The organism is Chryseobacterium sp. W4I1, from assembly GCF_030816115.1.
In the GTDB taxonomy this organism is placed as follows: domain Bacteria; phylum Bacteroidota; class Bacteroidia; order Flavobacteriales; family Weeksellaceae; genus Chryseobacterium.
This window is the reverse complement of sequence record NZ_JAUSXQ010000001.1, coordinates 971,482-988,866: the sequence shown is the minus strand read 5'-3', so window position 1 is coordinate 988,866 and position 17,385 is coordinate 971,482. Positions and strand designations below refer to the sequence as shown.

General features: G+C 38.5%; 15 protein-coding genes and 1 pseudogene. 9 read left to right on the top strand and 7 right to left on the bottom strand.

The annotated features are described in order from the left end of the window. Nucleotides 1-46: 46 nt before the first annotated feature. The 7 genes and pseudogenes from QF044_RS04580 to QF044_RS04550 form a co-directional block, all read right to left on the bottom strand. Nucleotides 47-1,129 carry a M20 family metallo-hydrolase gene (locus QF044_RS04580; RefSeq protein WP_307264194.1) on the bottom strand — a complete coding sequence of 361 codons (1,083 nt, stop codon included), beginning with the start codon at nucleotides 1,127-1,129 and terminating at the stop codon, nucleotides 47-49. Next, nucleotides 1,104-1,898 (bottom strand): acetylglutamate kinase, encoded by a 795-nt coding sequence (gene argB, locus QF044_RS04575; protein ID WP_307264191.1) that lies wholly within the window; start codon nucleotides 1,896-1,898, stop codon nucleotides 1,104-1,106. The genes QF044_RS04580 and argB overlap by 26 nt, the downstream gene beginning before the upstream one ends. 72 nt (nucleotides 1,899-1,970) lie before the next feature. After that, nucleotides 1,971-2,931, bottom strand: a pseudogene (locus QF044_RS04570) (acetylornithine carbamoyltransferase). Between the two features lie 46 nt (nucleotides 2,932-2,977). After that, nucleotides 2,978-4,117 (bottom strand): aspartate aminotransferase family protein, encoded by a 1,140-nt coding sequence (locus tag QF044_RS04565; RefSeq protein ID WP_307264189.1) that lies wholly within the window; start codon nucleotides 4,115-4,117, stop codon nucleotides 2,978-2,980. Between the two features lie 307 nt (nucleotides 4,118-4,424). Then, a complete protein-coding gene (argC, locus tag QF044_RS04560) occupies nucleotides 4,425-5,387 on the bottom strand; it encodes an N-acetyl-gamma-glutamyl-phosphate reductase (protein ID WP_307264186.1) in 963 nt (320 codons plus the stop codon). Nucleotides 5,388-5,450: 63 nt separating this feature from the next. Beyond that, nucleotides 5,451-6,644, bottom strand: coding sequence for an argininosuccinate synthase (gene argG / locus QF044_RS04555; protein WP_307264184.1), 1,194 nt, complete (start codon nucleotides 6,642-6,644; stop codon nucleotides 5,451-5,453). Then, nucleotides 6,613-7,218: a GNAT family N-acetyltransferase gene (locus QF044_RS04550; RefSeq protein ID WP_307264181.1), complete on the bottom strand. Its 606-nt coding sequence runs from the start codon at nucleotides 7,216-7,218 to the stop codon at nucleotides 6,613-6,615. Before QF044_RS04550 ends, argG begins: the two co-directional genes overlap by 32 nt. A gap of 159 nt (nucleotides 7,219-7,377) precedes the next feature. On the opposite strand from QF044_RS04550, the gene QF044_RS04545 reads away from it, so the two are divergent. The 9 genes from QF044_RS04545 (at nucleotide 7,378) to QF044_RS04505 (ending at nucleotide 17,368) form a co-directional block, all read left to right on the top strand. Next, nucleotides 7,378-7,794, top strand: a complete 417-nt coding sequence (locus QF044_RS04545) for a helix-turn-helix domain-containing protein (protein WP_307264179.1) — start codon at nucleotides 7,378-7,380, stop codon at nucleotides 7,792-7,794. Between the two features lie 329 nt (nucleotides 7,795-8,123). Continuing rightward, entirely contained in the window at nucleotides 8,124-9,503 is a 1,380-nt protein-coding gene (locus QF044_RS04540) for a porin (protein ID WP_307264177.1), read from the top strand. Between the two features lie 50 nt (nucleotides 9,504-9,553). Further along, entirely contained in the window at nucleotides 9,554-11,134 is a 1,581-nt protein-coding gene (locus QF044_RS04535; protein ID WP_307264175.1) for an MFS transporter, read from the top strand. A 44-nt stretch (nucleotides 11,135-11,178) separates the two neighbouring features. After that, nucleotides 11,179-11,406 carry a DUF6814 family protein gene (locus QF044_RS04530; RefSeq protein WP_111957580.1) on the top strand — a complete coding sequence of 76 codons (228 nt, stop codon included), beginning with the start codon at nucleotides 11,179-11,181 and terminating at the stop codon, nucleotides 11,404-11,406. 105 nt (nucleotides 11,407-11,511) lie between these two features. Next, nucleotides 11,512-11,970: a GNAT family N-acetyltransferase gene (locus tag QF044_RS04525; protein WP_307264170.1), complete on the top strand. Its 459-nt coding sequence runs from the start codon at nucleotides 11,512-11,514 to the stop codon at nucleotides 11,968-11,970. 2 nt (nucleotides 11,971-11,972) lie between these two features. Next, nucleotides 11,973-12,167 (top strand): hypothetical protein, encoded by a 195-nt coding sequence (locus QF044_RS04520; protein ID WP_307264169.1) that lies wholly within the window; start codon nucleotides 11,973-11,975, stop codon nucleotides 12,165-12,167. After that, a complete protein-coding gene (locus QF044_RS04515; protein ID WP_307271939.1) occupies nucleotides 12,160-14,856 on the top strand; it encodes an ATP-binding protein in 2,697 nt (898 codons plus the stop codon). The genes QF044_RS04520 and QF044_RS04515 overlap by 8 nt, the downstream gene beginning before the upstream one ends. A gap of 6 nt (nucleotides 14,857-14,862) precedes the next feature. Continuing rightward, on the top strand, nucleotides 14,863-15,225 hold the full coding sequence (locus tag QF044_RS04510; protein WP_307264166.1) for a response regulator transcription factor: 363 nt from the start codon (nucleotides 14,863-14,865) through the stop codon (nucleotides 15,223-15,225). Nucleotides 15,226-15,481: 256 nt separating this feature from the next. Beyond that, complete coding sequence (locus QF044_RS04505) at nucleotides 15,482-17,368, top strand: AMP-binding protein (protein ID WP_307264164.1); 1,887 nt, start codon at nucleotides 15,482-15,484, stop codon at nucleotides 17,366-17,368. Nucleotides 17,369-17,385: the final 17 nt, after the last annotated feature.

The window sequence follows — 17,385 nt, the reverse complement described above, 5'->3', positions numbered from 1 at the left end:
TCAATTTCCGGTATCTAACTTCTAATTTCTAGCCTCTAACTTCTCTTTATAAAACTTTTTCTAAGATCTTTATATAAATCTCAATTCCTTCCTCAATCTCTTTGATATAGATGTATTCATCTGCGGTGTGGGAGCGCCTACTGTCGCCGGGACCTATCTTCACAGATGTACATGGAATAATGGCCTGATCGGATGATGTTGGTGAACCGTAAGTGGTCCTTCCGATCTCCAGACCTGCCTGTACAAAAGGATGATCCATTTCTATTTTTGAGGAATTTAACCTAAAAGATCTGGCCGTTAATGAAGATTTCATCTGCGACTGAATGATTTCAAAAGCTTCCTGATTGGAATATTCATCGGTAACCCTTACATCCAAAGTGAAAGCACAGGCTTCCGGAACCACGTTGTGCTGAACACCTGCGTGAATTTCTGAAAGGGTAACTTTAACTTCGCCTAGATAATCGGAAATCTTCGGAAATCTGAAGTTCAGAATATGCTGAAGATCCTCCATACACTTTACAATGGAGTTATCGTCATTGGGATGTGCCGCGTGAGAAGGGGTTCCTTTCATTTCCCCGTCTATTACCAACAGTCCTTTTTCTGCGATCGCCAGATTCATCTGTGTGGGTTCTCCTACAATTGCAAATTCGATCTCTGGAAGCAGTGGAAATAAGGCCTCAATTCCATCAAATCCAGAAATTTCCTCCTCAGCTGTCAAAGCAATCACTAAATTATATTTTAAATCTTCTTTCTCATAAAAATGTAAAAAAACCTGAGCCATAGAAACCAGAGAAGCACCGGCATCATTACTTCCCAAACCGTACAGTTTCCCATCCTGCTCAACGGGAAGAAACGGATCCAATGTGTATGCTTTGTTGGGTTTTACCGTATCATGGTGGGTATTCAGTAAAATGGACGGCTTCAATACATCAAAGTTTTTATTAACTGCCCATATGTTGTTTTTAAAACGTTTTGCAGGAATATGATGTTTCTTGAAAAAGTTCTCAATCTCTACGGACGTATGGTATTCATCTTTGCTGAATGAAGGAATGGCAATCAGTTTCTTAAGCAATTCAACTGCCTGACCCAATAGCTCTTCTTTACTATAAACAGATTTCAGTTCCTCCATGATGATTTTCTATATGATTTTTTAATTGGGTTTCTTTAATTAAGAATACCTTATTTACCTTATTTTTCACAGCCCCGAGGGCATTTTCAAGCTTGGGCAGAATCCCTTTATGAAGTTTTCCCGCTGCTTTTAAAACAGAAAATTCTTCCTCAGAAATATTTTCAATAACAGATTCAGGATCTTCAACATCTTCCAAAACGCCTTCCTTATCAAAACAATACAGTAATTCTACATCATACTTTGAAGATAATGCCTGAGCAATGACCGAAGCAATGGTGTCTGCGTTGGTATTGAAAAGATTTCCTTTTTTGTCATGGGTGATTGCTGAAAAAACAGGAACAAGCTTAAGTTTAATCAATTTTGAGATCAGTTTTCTGTTCACGCTTTTCTTCTCAATATCTCCTACAAATCCGAAATCTATTTCTGCATGTTCTCTTTTTTTGGCTTTAATTAAATTCGCATCAGCTCCGGAAAAGCCTATTGCTTTGCATTTTTTATACTGAAGCTTTGCCACAATATTTTTATTGATACCTCCTGCATACACCATCGCCACAATATCCAGCGTTTCTTTATCCGTAATTCTTCGTCCATTGATCATTTTTTGTTCAACGCCTAATTTATCTGCCAAAGTAGTTGCTAATTTTCCGCCTCCGTGAACCAAAATTTTCTTTTCCTTAATTTCAGAAAACTGCCCTAAAAATTCGTTCAATAATTCCTCATCATCAATTAGATTACCGCCGATTTTTATAATGTATAGTTTTTCTTTCATTGTAAATACTTTTTATTATCCTTGTCAAGGTTTAGAACCTTGACAAGGATCGAGGGACCAATGAATTTTCCGTTATTTAGAATTCAATTCATCCAAAATTTCTGAAAAAACAGCCTGGGCAGAGAAAATTCTGTTTTTGGCCTGCTGATAAATGATGGAGTTTTCTCCGTCCATTACCTCATCGCTTAATTCTACATTCCGACGGACCGGAAGGCAATGCATTACTTTTGCATGGTTGGTGTTTCCCAGTTTTTCTTCGGTCAGCATCCAATTCTCTTTTACTTCAGGCATTGCTGCGTATTCATCGAAAGAGGACCAGTTTTTTACATAGATAAAATCAGCATCCTGTAAAGCTTCGTCCTGATTATGGATCACTTTGATATCTTTTGTGAAATTTTTATCCAGATCATATCCTTCAGGATTGGCGATTACAAAATCTACGTCCATTTCCCTGCATCCATTCTGCAAAGGAATTCCCTACAGCCTGAGCAATCGGTTTGATGTGTGGCGCCCAAGTCAGAACCACTTTTGGTTTACGCTCTTCTTTCCAGCTTTCTGTAATGGTAATGCAGTCCGCCAGACTTTGAAGCGGGTGTCGTGTTGCGGATTCCAGAGAAATAACAGGCACTTTGGCGTGCTGCTCAAACTGACTCAGGATACTTTCATTCACGTCGTCTTTTTTAGACTTCATTCCTGCAAAACAACGAACCGCAATGATATCACAGTATTGGTTTAATACTTCGATTGCATCTTTGATATGTTCAACAGTATCGCCATTCATTATGGCTCCATTTGCAAATTCCAGATTCCAGGCTTCCTGAGCAGCGTTTAAGGTCAGAACATTTAACCCTAAATTCTGGGCGGCGATCTGGCTGCTTAAACGGGTTCTTAAGCTTGAATTTAAAAATACAAGGCCTATTGTTTTTCCCTTTCCTTTTTCCGGTTCGGAATTGGGATTTTCTTTAATTTCTAAAGCTTTCTTTATAATTTCCTGTAAGTTTTTTACGTCGCTTACAGAGGTGAATTTTTTCATTTGATGATTTTTAATTAATGGTGATAATCTTAACCCCATTTGTGGTTTAAACCTTATCTAAAACTACTTTTAAAGCACTGACAAAAAGATCTGTTTCTTCTTTGCCGATATTTAGAGCCGGAAGGATCCTCAATACATTTTTGTCATTGGAATTTCCTGTAAAAATTTGATGATCGTACAATAGGCTTTTCCTCACTTCTGAACAGTCCTGATCCAGCTCTACGCCAATCATTAATCCTTTCCTACGGATGGATTTAATATGTGGAAAATCTTTAATTTCATTTTCAATATAATCACCCATTTTCTGAGCATTTGCCATAAGATTTTCGTCCTTCATCACATCCAGAACTGCGATTGCCGCTGCACAGGCCAAGTGATTTCCTCCGAATGTTGTTCCCAGCAAACCATTGCTTGCCTGAAATTTCGGATGAATCAAAACACCTCCGATCGGGAAACCATTTCCCATTCCTTTTGCCGTAGTGATAATGTCCGGTTCAACTCCAAATTCCTGATGGGCAAAGAAATAACCGCTTCTTCCGTACCCTGACTGAACTTCATCAAGAATTAAGGCTGCATCATATTTTTCACACAATTCTTTAATTTTGGACAGGAATTCTGCTGTCGGAATCATAATTCCACCTACTCCTTGAATTCCCTCAATGATAACAGATGAAATTTCACTTCCTTGTGCTTCAAAGATTTCTTCAAGCTGTTGGATATTGTTCCATTCGGATTTAATAAACCGTTCAGAGAAATTAACCGGAGCGACAATTTTTGGATTATCGGTTACAGAAACCGCCGCAGAAGTTCTTCCGTGAAAAGATCCTGAGAAATAGAGCACTTTAGTTTTCCCGTTATGGAAAGACGCCAGCTTCAATGCATTTTCATTAGCTTCAGCTCCTGAATTGCACAGGAAAAGATTGTAATTTTCATACCCTGAAAGTTTTCCTAATTTCTCAGCCAGCTCAGTCTGTAATTCATTCTGAACCGAGTTTGAATAGAAAGAAATTTTCTCCAGCTGTTCTTTTAATTGAGTCTGATAATGCGGATGATTGTGTCCGATAGAAATCACTGCGTGACCTCCATAGAAATCAAGATATTTTTCACCTTTATCATCCCAAAGGAATGAACCCTGAGCTTTTACAGGATTTATGTTGAATAATGGATATACGTTGAATAAATTCATTTTTTTGTTTTAATTAATTTCTTTTGTCTTGAAATCGAAGATTCGACGTCGTCAAACAAAAGAAACAAAAGTTCAAGACCTGGAAACTTCCGCTAAAAATTATTTCTATTCTCTAAAAATTCTAAAACTTGCGCGAATTCGGCATTTGTTTTTCGGTTCAACATTTTTGTCGCGCTTCGAACAGTAGAATTTTCTTAACGTTCATAGAATTAATTTTCTTAACGCTCCATTTTCCTAAGTCGAATATTTCGGTTTTTCAATTCTCAATTGACTTATTGACTATTCACCTTATTAACCATTCGCCTTTTCAAAATGCTACCGGTTTTAAGTTCAGCCCCAGATTTTCTTCCCAGCCCATCGCTATATTCATGTTTTGTACCGCCTGTCCGGAGGCACCCTTCAACAAATTGTCAATCGCTGAGTGAATAACCGCTACATTCCCACTCTTTTCTATATGAATCACACAGCGATTGGTATTGACAACCTGCTTTAAATCAATTGCATTTTCACTTACCTTTACAAAAGGCTCCTCTTCATAAAACCCCTGATACAACTGAACGATATCTGAAAGTGCCAAATCTGTTTTCACTGTGGAACTTGTAAAAATTCCTCTTGCAAAATCTCCTCTCCATGGAACAAAATTTAGACTGATATCTTTATGAGTAAACGAAACTAACTGCTGTAAAATCTCATCCACATGCTGATGTGTCAGCGTTTTGTACGCCGAAATATTATCGTTCCTCCAGGTGAAATGGGTCGTTGCCTGTAAAGACTGCCCTGCACCTGTTGAACCTGTAATACCCGTTGTGTACACCTCATTCAACAAACCTTTTTCTGCTAATGGAAGAAGGGCCAATTGAATCGCCGTTGCAAAACATCCCGGATTGGCAATGCTTTTTGCTCCCTCCAGATTTTTTTTATTGATTTCAGGAAGTCCGTAGATAAAATTTCTTTTTCCAAAACTTCCATCCAGACGGAAATCATTCCCTAAATCAATGACTAAAGTTTCATCTTTTACAGGGTTTGCAGTAAGCCAGTTCTGACTTTCTTTATGAGGAAGACACAAAAATAAAATATCCACCTCTTTCGATTCATCCGTTAAAACCTGCTCACAGACTGCCGTTAAATCCGGGTACAAATCTGAAATTTTTGTCCCCGAATTGGAACGGCTATATAAAAAACTCAATGTCACATTAGGATGAAAAGCCAGCACACGGACTAATTCGCTTCCTGTGTAGCCGTTGGCGCCTACAATTCCTACTTTTTTCATTTTTATTTTTTTGGCTGACAGGATTTTATCCTCTCTCTGGTTAAATTGTTCCGTTGGAACTCTTTATTTTGAATTGATCTGGTGGTATATATTTAAGGAATTGCTTACAATTTTTGTATATCCTTTTACATCATCTCCTGTCCAGGCTCTGTTGGCTTCACCGTAGCTTCCGAATTTATCGGACATAAGATCATGTTTGGATTCAATTCCGTTTAAAATAAACCTATATGGATGAAGGGTTACAAATACTTTTCCGCTGACTGTTTCCTGAGAATCTATTAAGAAAGATTCAATATTTCTCATCACAGGATCCAGGAATAATGCTTCATGAAGCCAGTTTCCATACCAATCGGAAAGCTGGGACTTCATCATCTGCTGATATTTTGAAAGCGTATGTTTTTCCAATAAATGGTGCGCCTTGATAATCACGGATGCTGCCGCCGCTTCAAATCCTACTCTCCCTTTAATCCCCACAATGGTATCTCCAACGTGAATATCACGACCGATTCCGTAAGCGGAAGCCAGTTTTTCAATTTTTTGAATTGCCTTCACGGAATGTTCAAAACTTTCTCCGTTTACCGCTATAACCTCGCCATTTTTAAATTCAATTTCCAATTCTGAAGGCTGGGTTTCTTTAATTTGTGATGGAAAAGCTTCTTCGGGAAGAGAGTTTCTTGATGTCAACGTTTCTTTTCCTCCTACAGAGGTTCCCCACAGTCCTTTGTTCACAGAATATTGTGCTTTATGGAACTCCATTTCATACCCGTGGTTTTTCAGGAATTCAATTTCTTTTTCACGGGAAAGGTTCATATCACGGATTGGCGTGATAATCTCGACTTCCGGACACATTACCTGGAAAATCAAATCAAAACGGACTTGATCATTTCCGGCTCCTGTACTTCCGTGGGCAATAGCATCCGCACCGGTTTCAATAGCATATTTTGCAATTTCCTGTGCCTGAACCGTACGTTCTGCACTCACAGATAAAGGATAGGTATTGTTTTTCAGCACATTTCCGAAGATCAGATACTTTACACAAGAATTGTAATAATCTTCCTGAGCATCAACGCACCTGTATTCTTTCACCCCCAGATTGAAGGCTTTTTTCTCCAGTTCTTTTTCTTCTTCTTTAGAAAAACCTCCGGTATTTACAGTCACTGCATACACTTCATATCCTAGTGTTTCACTAAGATATTTAGCACAGTAAGAGGTATCTAAACCTCCGCTAAACGCTAAGACGACTTTCTTTTTCTCCATTGTACTCATCAATTTCGGACTGCTGAATTTCAGTCCCGTTTACTTTATTATTATTTTCAGGAACGAAAAGCATTGCTGTACACAGACAGTTTTTGCGTTCCTTTTTCATTAAAATTTCATAGTTCACACAGTTCTTACACCCGCTCCAAAACTCTTCATCCTGAGTCAGTTCAGAATAGATGACCGGTTTATAGCCAAGATCACTATTGATTTTCATCACGGCAAGTCCTGTAGTCAATCCAAATATTTTGGCATTCGGATATTTTTGTCTAGATAACTGGAAAACTTTATTCTTAATCAAAGTGGCTACTCCTCTATTCCTGTAATTCGGGGATACAATAAGTCCGGAATTGGCTACAAACTGACCGTGTGACCAGGTCTCAATATAACAGAATCCCACCCATTCGCCATTTTCAGTGGCAACCACAGCGTTACCTTCTGAAATCTTTTTCGTTAAATATTCAATGGATCGTTTTGCAATCCCCGTTCCCCTGCGCTGTGCTGAATCATACATTTCCTGCTGTATTTCATTTACATACATGAGATGTTCGCATGAGGAAATTTTTATTTCCATTTATTTACCTAATTTTTTGGCAAATTTAAAACATAATAACTTTAAAAACCAAATTAAAAAGATATTTTTTTTGATTTACAGAATTAAACAGGTAGTTTTATCTTTGTAATAAAATATAATTTTGCTAAATTATTATATATTTGCTAAAAACATATAGTTATGGAAAATAAGTGCCCGAAATGCAATGGAAGTACCATTGTAAAAAGCGGAATTATTAATGAAAAACAGCGTTTTCTCTGTAAAGACTGCAAGTATTATTTCACCGTCAAAAAAATAGGGAAACAGATCGATGATTATTATGTTACCAAAGCTCTTCAGCTGTATCTCGAAGGTTTAAGTTTCAGAGAAATAGAAAGAATTATCGGCGTTTCTCACGTTACCATCAGCTCCTGGATCAAGAAATATAACATCACAAGGCCGCCCCATTCTGAATTCCATCCAGTTTATAAAATCCTAAAACAGAATGAATTGATTGAATACATTGCCAAGGAAGACAACATCAAAAATTCAGGTCTTATCATTACTCAGTTTGCGGATAAGTATATGCTGATTAAATGGGAGAGATTTAAGAAGTAGAGAAGAGTCAAGAACCAAGAACCAAGAACCAAGATGCAAGATGCAAGACATCAGATATAGTTGTAGCTCAAGGACCTCAGCAACCAGATATTTCCCCCTTGTTAGCCAAGATCCAACTAGCAATCATCTTAGACTCATTTACTCTCTAACACTCAGACTCTCAGACTCTCAAGCCCTCCAACTCAACCTGTAACTCGAAACTCAAATCTAAAAACCAGTCAGTTACAATAAAACTATACTATTACCACTAATATATATTAAATTTTTGTAAATAAATTATTAATTACAATTTGGCTTTCACAAAAAATAACGCCAAAAATTGATAATTTATGAAGAAATTACTTTCATTTATTGGATTAGCCTTAATAAGCAGTTCTTTATATTCACAGGGTTCTCCTGATTACGGAGGCGGATTAAAAATAAATCTCAATCCGGAAGGAGATAAGTACATCAGATTCATATTATGGGACCAGTTCTGGCTCAGAAATACCCAAATGAATCCAGGAAGTATGGTTGGTGGAGAACCTTCCGACAACTCCTGGAGTCTGGGAAACAGAAGATTACGCGCCTTAGTATATGCACAGATCTCCAAAAGATATATGATCCTGGCTCATTTCGGGATCAATAACCAGACCTTTATTAATGGCGGAGCGACAGGCACCACAGGAACAGGAGGTTACGGAAACGGTAAGAAACCGCAGTTATTTTTTCATGATGCCTGGAATGAGTACGCAGTTATTTTACCTGGAGAAGCCGGAAAATTCAGTTTATCTTTAGGAGCAGGGCTTCATTACTACATGGGACTTTCCCGTATGACGATGGCTTCAACACTGAATTTCCTTACTGTAGACTCTCCTATTTTCTCATGGCCATTAATTGACAATTCAGATCAATTTGCAAGACAACTCGGGATGTTCGCTAAAGGAAAATATGGTAAATTGGAATACCGCTTCAGCTTAAACAAACCTTTTGCAACAGATCTGGTTCCTGTCAATGTTACAGATCCTTCAAGAGCTGCAGCCGTTGACAATAATGGAAATCCCAGCTTTTCAAAAGCAGGTTATGTTGAATACCAGTTTTTGGATGAAGAATCCAATACACTCCCCTTCAAAGTGGGCTCTTATTTGGGAACAAAGAAAGTATTCAATGTAGGTGCGGGTTTTTACCATCAGGCTGACGGGACCAGAACTTCTATCAATTCCAATATTGAAAAACATGATATCACGCTCGTAGCCGTGGATGCTTTTGCAGATATCCCATTGGGAAATGCGAAACATAAAATGGCCGTTTCTGCCTATGCCGGATATTACAACTATAACTTTGGGCCGAACTACGTCAGAAATCTGGGAACCATGAATATTGCAGCCAATGATCCTAATTTTGCAGGAAACAGAGCTATTGCAGGACCCGGGAATCTACAGCCAGTGATCGGAACGGGAAATATCGTTTATGCTCAGGCTGGCTTACTTCTTCCGAATCAGGCAGAAAAGCCAAAGATCAGAATACAGCCTTTCGCGGCGTATACCTACAAAAATTTTGAAGCATTCGACAAATCTTCTTCACAGTTTGATGTGGGCGCCAACTGGTTCATAGACGGACATCACGCAAAGATTACTACACAATATTCCACAAGACCGGTTTATACAAGTCCTACGGAAAGTCCTTCTTCAAAAGGCGAATTCATTGTACAGTTTCAAATTTATCTTTAAACACAGGATGAACTCAATATCTTAATCCATTAACATCAAAATCAATCAACATGAGTGAAAATCACCACGAAAACTACGAGAATATGACCGACCGGCAGAAAAACCGCACCATATGGAGTGTGATCACCGCCTCATCACTCGGTACTCTGATAGAATGGTATGACTTTTATATTTTTGGAAGTTTAGCCATCGTTCTAGCGACCAAATTTTTCCCAGCCGACAATCCTACTGCTGCATTCTTATCTACATTGGCTACTTTTGCGGCCGGATTTGTGGTAAGACCTTTCGGAGCTTTGTTCTTTGGGAGATTGGGGGATATTATCGGCAGAAAATACACATTCCTTGTTACTTTGCTGATTATGGGATTCTCCACTTTCCTGATCGGGTGTATTCCCGGATACGAAACCATTGGGTTTATGGCGCCGGTTTTAGTTTTAATTTTAAGACTTTTACAAGGTTTGGCATTGGGAGGAGAATACGGAGGCGCTGCGACCTATGTTGCAGAATATGCACAACCTCATAGAAGAGGCTACTGGACTTCATGGATTCAGACTACAGCCACTGCAGGACTTTTCATTTCATTAATTGTGATTTTAATTACTAAAAACACACTATCTGCAGCAGAATTTGATTCCTGGGGATGGAGAGTTCCGTTCTGGATTTCAATTTTAATGGTGGGAGTATCTTATTTCATCAGAAAAAACATGAAAGAATCTCCGCTTTTCGCAAAGGCTAAAAGTGAAGGAAAAACATCTAAAAACCCGTTGAAAGAAAGCTTCGGGAATAAATTCAATTTCAAATTTGTTTTATTGGCACTGTTCGGCGCTGCCATGGGACAGGGAGTTATCTGGTATACCGGACAGTTCTATGCGATGAGTTTCCTGCAAAAAGTAATGAGTATAGATTCGATGCAGGTCGATTATATGATGGCTACAGCATTGTTAATGGGAACACCGTTCTTCGTGTTCTTCGGCTGGCTTTCGGATAAAATAGGACGAAAAGCGATTATGATGACAGGTATGCTGGTGGCCATTTTAGCCTACAGGCCTATTTACGACAGCATGTATAAAAGTGTAAACATTGAAGCTAAAACCGTTGCAAACGACGGGATCAAAGAGACGAGAACTGCCGCCATTCATAAAGATATTGCATCGGACAGCTTGATTACATTTCACAAGGAAACTACGTTTACAGACGGAACTTTCATGAAAAAAGACAGTATTGTACACTGGTCTGCAGCCGGTCCTGTCATGAAAGACGGAAAAGCGGAAGAACCAAAAATAACAAAATCAATTACCTTAAGCAATGATACAAGATGGTATCTGGTATTCCTGGTGTTCATTCAGGTGATTTTTGTAACGATGGTTTACGGCCCTATCGCAGCATTCCTGGTTGAAATGTTCCCGGTAAGGATCCGATATACCTCGATGTCTTTACCGTATCATATTGGAAATGGCGTGTTCGGAGGATTACTTCCGGCTGTGGCAACCTACCTTGTTACTCAGGGAAAGGATGCAGGACATCCAACCTGGTATCTGGAAGGACTTTGGTACCCGATTGGAGTTGCTGCAGTCTGTTTAATCATCGGGTTGATTTATCTTAAAAATAAGAATAACAATATCCACGATTAATAGAGATAATCACTTAGAAATTTATTAATTTTAAATCTACTAAAATGAACGGATTAAAAAAAATATTAGGCATTGTATGGATTCTGGTGGCACTGGTTGTTGCATACTTCGGAATTACCGTGATGGGAATCCCTAAAATAACTTCAGGAAAACAGGAAGATCTGGTTTTCGGTATCATTATACTTTTTATACTGGTACCGATTGTATCCGGCGGAATGGCTATTTTCGGGTACTATTCGCTGATAGGAGAATATTCGGACGATAAAATTTAACAAATAGATCAAATAATAATGATGAGTGCTTTATAGAGCACTCATCAATTATTATTCTTAATTTTAGATAAATCCAAATTTTTACAATAATCACACTTTTAATAAATGAACATCACAATTGAAAGAGTAAGACACCCCAATGAAGATGAACGAGTTACCAGTCTAATCAATAAATTAAATCAATCTTTAATCAGTATTTCCGGCAATGATGGAACAAGAAATGCAAGCATTGATGACTTTACTCATGAAAAAGCTTTATTCATAATTGCTTTAAGTGGTGAAGATGCTGTCGCTTGTGGAGGTTTTCGCCCGCTCTTACCACAGATATGTGAGGTTAAACGAATGTTTTCTTTAAAAAAAGGCAAGGGACTAGGTCTGAAGATTCTCTCTACGCTGGAAATAGCTGCTAAGCAATTTGATTACCAACAGATCTATTTGGAAACTCGCAAGACCAATGAGAATGCCGTGGCATTTTACCTAAAAAATGGATATAAAATAATTGAAAACTATGGAATATATATAGGACGCGAAGAAGCCGTCTGCTTTAGTAAAAAACTATCATAGCTATGAAGAAAAGACACGAACAAAAACTGGTTATCCTGAGCATCGGACTGATGATGGCTTTCAGCATTCCTATTTCACTGCTTTTCAACAGTGAAAAAAATGTTTTCGGCTACCCGATGATCCTGATTTATTTGTTCGCGGTCTGGATGATCTCTATCATTATTTCTTTTGTAATCGTAAAAAAATATGATGAGTAGTCTTGCGTTATTTGCTGTTGTTTTAGTCTATCTGGCTCTTTTGTTCTTAGTTGCCCATCTGGCAGAGAAGAAGAGAAGCAAAAGGTGGGTCAACAATCCTTACATTTACGCATTGTCTCTGGCAGTGTACTGCACAGCATGGACGTATTATGGAAGCATCGGTGTTGCAGCCACAAGCGGACTGAATTATCTGCCGATCTACATTGGTCCCATCATGATTATTCCTGCATGGATCTACATCAATACAAGGATTGTAAGAATTTCCAGAATCAACAAAATCAGCAGCCTTGCCGATTTTATTTCTTTACGATATGGGAACAGCAGAAGCTTCAGTGCCATCATCACAGTGGTTTGCCTGCTTGCCATTGTTCCTTATATCGGGCTTCAGATCAAAGCTATTTCCGAGACTTTTCACCTGGTTACCGAAACTTCAATATCCAATAATATACTGACCGACAATGCAACGTTTGTGGTTATTTTAATCGCCCTATTCTCTTCCTATTATGGTACCAGATATGTGGATGCCTCAGAAAAAAGATTAGGAATTATTTCCGCCATCGCTCTGGAAAGTTTTTTAAAGCTTTTCTTTATTATTATTCTGGGTATATTCGTCATTTATTTTGTATTTGACGGCTTTTCAGACATCTATGAAAAGGCAAGTAAGTTTGAAGATTTTAAAGAAAAAAATACATTCAAGGGAATTGAAGATGCCATGAACTGGATGGTTCTGTGTATGATCTCTGCCACAGCCATCTGCATTCTACCAAGACAGTTTCACACCGCAATTATCGAAAACAGACAGGAAAAACATATTAAAACAGCGATCTGGTTTTTCCCTCTTTACTTACTGATTTTCACTGTGTTTATTTTTCCTATTGCCTGGGGAGGAAGGCTTATTTTTGACGGAGAAAAGGTAAATCCTGAGTTCTATTCTATTCTGATTCCGCAACATTTTGACAATACTTTAATTACGGTTTTTGTGTTTCTGGGCGGACTGAGCTCGTGTATTTCCATGATTATCATTTCAGCCATTACCCTCTCCATCATGCTTTCCAATAACCTCATTATTCCTTATGGTTTGCTGGGGAAATTCAAATCCGACAACGAGATCCAGAATACAAGAAATATTACCAATATCAGGAAATTCAGCATTTTCGCCCTGATCATTATGGCGTTTGTTTTCTATAAATTCTTTATTCTGAAAACATCGCTGGACTCTGTAGGCCTTATTTCTTTTGTTGTAATCGCACAGCTCGCCCCTTCATTTTTCGGAGCTATATTCTGGAGAAGAGGAAGTTATAAAGGCGCTGTAGCAGGACTTCTCGCTGGCTTGGCCATCTGCTATTTCGGATTGATCATTCCGCAGTATTATTTCTCGTACAATCAGGAATTCAAAGGAGTTGTCCGTGAAATATATGATGTTTTCGGATTTTTCAATATTTCTTTTTTAAGCAGAATTCCGGAAATCTTTTTCTGGTCAACTTTAGTTAACACCTCGCTTTTCACCATTATTTCTGTAAGCGTAAAGGGAAATTACAGGGAAAGAAATTTCGCAGAATTATATGTGGATATTGACAAGCATATTTTAAATCATGAAAATGCTTTTGTATGGCGCGGAACTGCTTATGTTTCGGATATTAAGAATATTCTGGAAAGATTTTTAGGCAAAAAAAAAACGGAGCAGGCTTTAAGGATCTTTAATTTGAAATATAACATCGATTCCAAAACAGAAACAGCAGATTCAAGATTTATCAAATTCTCTGAGAACCTCCTGGCAGGAAGAATAGGGACCGCATCGGCAAAAATCCTCATCGAGGGTGTGACCAAAGAAGATAAAATATCTTTAAAAGAAGTTTTAAATATTTTAGAGGAATCCAAAGAAAATATTACCCTTAACAAAAAACTCACCGAACAGTCGGAAGAATTACAGAAGCTTTCCAATGACCTGAGAAAAGCCAACGAAAACCTAATCGTTAAAGACCGTCAGAAAGACGATTTCCTGGATTCTGTCGCCCATGAATTACGAACTCCGATCACCGCCATCCGTTCGGCAGGGGAAATTCTAGCGGACGATGATGATATTCCAACGGACATTAAGCAAGAATTTTTAAACAACATCATTACGGAATCTGACAGACTGAGCGAAATCATCAATGATATTCTTTACCTTGATAAACTGGAACACGGCGAAATTGCTTTGAACATTAAAGAAAACAATATTCTTGAAACGTACAAAAAAGCCTTAAACCCACTACTCCATCTGATACAGCAGAAAAACATTCATTTAAGTGAAGTCAATCTCCTGAATCAAACCGTATTTGAATATGATGAAGCCAGAATGATTCAGCTTTTTCAGAATATCCTCGGAAACGCTTTAAAATTTACCGATGATCAGGGAACCATACAGACCAAACTCGCTGAAAAAGCAGATCACCTGATCATTACCATTTTCAATACCGGGCAGCATATTCCCGAAGAGGATCTGGAAATGATTTTCGATAAATTTTACCAGTCAAAAAATCAGAATATTTTAAAACCAACAGGAAGCGGACTCGGACTGGCTATTTCAAAAAAAATTGTACAGGCACACAGCGGAAATATTAAGGCAGAAAACAGCGGTCTGGGCGTAACTTTTACGATAAGCATTCCTTACAGCATAACAAAAAATGAAGTTGAACAAAACCAATAACCATCTATGAGAAAGATCATTATTGCCGATGACGAACACAAAATATTAATGTCACTTGAATACAGTTTTAAGAAAAACGGCTATGACGTTTACATTGCAAGAGACGGAACGGAAGTCCTGGATTTCCTGAAAACAATGGTTCCGGACGTTATTCTTCTGGATATCATGATGCCCAACCTGGACGGATACAGCACCCTGGAAGCCATGAAAGAAGATGAAAGAATGGAAGATACAAAAGTAATTTTCCTGAGTGCAAAAAATAATCCGAAAGACATTGAAAAAGGCCTGAAAATGGGCGCTGATGCGTATGTCACTAAACCTTATTCCATTAAGAAGCTGATGCAGCAGATTGAGGAAATGTTTGGGTAGGGAGATTTTAGATTTAAGATTTCAGACACGAGATGTGAGACTTGAGACTTAATACCGGATAATAGACAAATAACAGTACACCGTCATTGCGAGCAAAGTGAAGCAATTTCTTAATCATCTTAATTCTTAAATGATCCTTAATGGTTTGAATTTTAACCATCAATTTTATTAAGTTTTAAGAGCATTAGGTTTCAGCGTTGCTTTAGAGATTGCTTCGTCGCTTCGCTCCTCGCAATGACAAAAACACAAAATTAATATGGACACAGATCATCTGTTTAAACAAAGTATAGAAGACAAAGAAAATTTCTGGAAGGAACAGGCCAAAGAGATACAATGGTTTAAGTTTCCGGAACAGATTCTTTCCCAAGATAAAAATGGTTATCCGCAGTGGTATTCTGACGGAGAGCTCAATATGTGCTATCTGTGCATTGATAAACACATTGAAGACGGTTTTGGAGATCATACCGCCATTATTTACGATTCTCCCGTTACAAATCAAAAAATCACCTATACTTTTGATCAGGCCAAAGAAGAAATATCGAAATTCGCAGGAGGACTCGTTTCATTAGGTTTAAAAAAAGGCGATACAGCCGTTATTTACATGCCGATGATTCCTCAGACCTTGTTTGCGATGCTGGCCTGTGCAAGAATCGGGGTGATTCACAATGTGGTTTTCGGAGGTTTTGCACCGCATGAATTGGTGGTAAGAATTGATGACTGTAAGCCAAAAGCCCTGATCACCGCCACAGCAGGCATAGAAATAGCCAGAAGAATTCCTTACCTGCCGCTTGTTGAAAAAGCCATTGAACTGGCACAGGACAAAGTAGACAACATCATTGTTTACAACAGAAAATTAGTAGACAATCAAGACGAAATGTTTGACGGACTGATTGATTATGAAGAACTCGTTCAAAAATCAGAGCCTGCAGATTGTATTCCCGTAGAATCCACTCATCCGTTGTACCTGCTCTATACCTCTGGAACCACAGGAAAGCCGAAAGGAATTGTGCGGGATACAGGAGGCTATGCAACCGCTTTGAAATTTTCCATGAAATATGTCTATGGTGTTGAGCCCGGAGAAACCTATTGGGCAGCTTCAGATTTCGGCTGGGCAGTTGGACACAGTTTCAGTGTTTATGGACCACTTATCAACCGAAATACAACCATCATCTTTGAAGGAAAACCCATCATGACTCCCGATGCAGGAACTTTCTGGCGAATTATTTCGGAATATAAAGTTTCCACAATGTTTACAGCTCCTACCGCCATCAGGGCCATTAAAAAAGAAGATCCGAACGGAGAACTGGTGAAAAAATATGACCTGTCACATTTCAAAAAGCAGTTTTTAGCTGGCGAACGATGTGATGTAGCTACTTTAGACTGGTTTGCAGAACATATCGGAGTCCCTGCTATTGACCATTGGTGGCAGACAGAATCCGGCTGGCCGATGCTGGGTTTAATGACATTCGACGATAATTATCAAATTAAAAGAGCATCTGCCGGAAAGCCTATTCCCGGATATGACATTAAGATCTTTGATGAAAACGGATATGAGCTTGACGCGCATCAGGAAGGTTATTTAATCATCAAACTTCCGCTTCCACCTGGCGCCCTTCTCGGAATATGGAATGACAATGAGCGTTTTCAGAACAGCTATCTTTCGCAGTACAAAGGATATTATTTCTCTGGAGACGGTGCCATTCAGGATGAAGACGGCTATATTTTCATTACCGGAAGAGTGGATGATGTCATTAATGTTGCCGGACACCGGCTTTCTACCTCAGAAATGGAGGAAATTGTTTCGTCACATCCCGATGTTGCCGAATGCGCTGTCGTAGGCATCGATGATGAACTGAAAGGACAGGTTCCATTCGCTACAGTTGTTTTAAAAAATGGAACAATAATCTCTGAGGAAGAAATAGAAAAAGACATCATCAGAATGGTTCGTGAGAAGATTGGGGCTGTGGCTTTTTTAAAGAATGCAATGGTTGTTAAGCGTTTACCCAAAACACGCTCAGGAAAGATTTTAAGAAAACTGATCAGAACCTTGCTGGATAGGAAAGATTTCCAGATTCCATCTACGATAGACGATGAAAAAATCATTGGGGAAATTCAGGAAAAAATCAATGATTATAGGGCTTAGGCCATAAATTAAACCTA

Coding starts and splice junctions, on each gene's coding strand:
- QF044_RS04580 (WP_307264194.1), bottom strand. CDS start 1,129: ATGGAGGAACTGAAATCTGTTTATAGTAAAGAAGAGCTATTGGGTCAG.
- argB (WP_307264191.1), bottom strand. CDS start 1,898: ATGAAAGAAAAACTATACATTATAAAAATCGGCGGTAATCTAATTGAT.
- QF044_RS04565 (WP_307264189.1), bottom strand. CDS start 4,117: ATGAATTTATTCAACGTATATCCATTATTCAACATAAATCCTGTAAAA.
- argC (WP_307264186.1), bottom strand. CDS start 5,387: ATGAAAAAAGTAGGAATTGTAGGCGCCAACGGCTACACAGGAAGCGAA.
- argG (WP_307264184.1), bottom strand. CDS start 6,644: ATGGAGAAAAAGAAAGTCGTCTTAGCGTTTAGCGGAGGTTTAGATACC.
- QF044_RS04550 (WP_307264181.1), bottom strand. CDS start 7,218: ATGGAAATAAAAATTTCCTCATGCGAACATCTCATGTATGTAAATGAA.
- QF044_RS04545 (WP_307264179.1), top strand. CDS start 7,378: ATGGAAAATAAGTGCCCGAAATGCAATGGAAGTACCATTGTAAAAAGC.
- QF044_RS04540 (WP_307264177.1), top strand. CDS start 8,124: ATGAAGAAATTACTTTCATTTATTGGATTAGCCTTAATAAGCAGTTCT.
- QF044_RS04535 (WP_307264175.1), top strand. CDS start 9,554: ATGAGTGAAAATCACCACGAAAACTACGAGAATATGACCGACCGGCAG.
- QF044_RS04530 (WP_111957580.1), top strand. CDS start 11,179: ATGAACGGATTAAAAAAAATATTAGGCATTGTATGGATTCTGGTGGCA.
- QF044_RS04525 (WP_307264170.1), top strand. CDS start 11,512: ATGAACATCACAATTGAAAGAGTAAGACACCCCAATGAAGATGAACGA.
- QF044_RS04520 (WP_307264169.1), top strand. CDS start 11,973: ATGAAGAAAAGACACGAACAAAAACTGGTTATCCTGAGCATCGGACTG.
- QF044_RS04515 (WP_307271939.1), top strand. CDS start 12,160: ATGAGTAGTCTTGCGTTATTTGCTGTTGTTTTAGTCTATCTGGCTCTT.
- QF044_RS04510 (WP_307264166.1), top strand. CDS start 14,863: ATGAGAAAGATCATTATTGCCGATGACGAACACAAAATATTAATGTCA.
- QF044_RS04505 (WP_307264164.1), top strand. CDS start 15,482: ATGGACACAGATCATCTGTTTAAACAAAGTATAGAAGACAAAGAAAAT.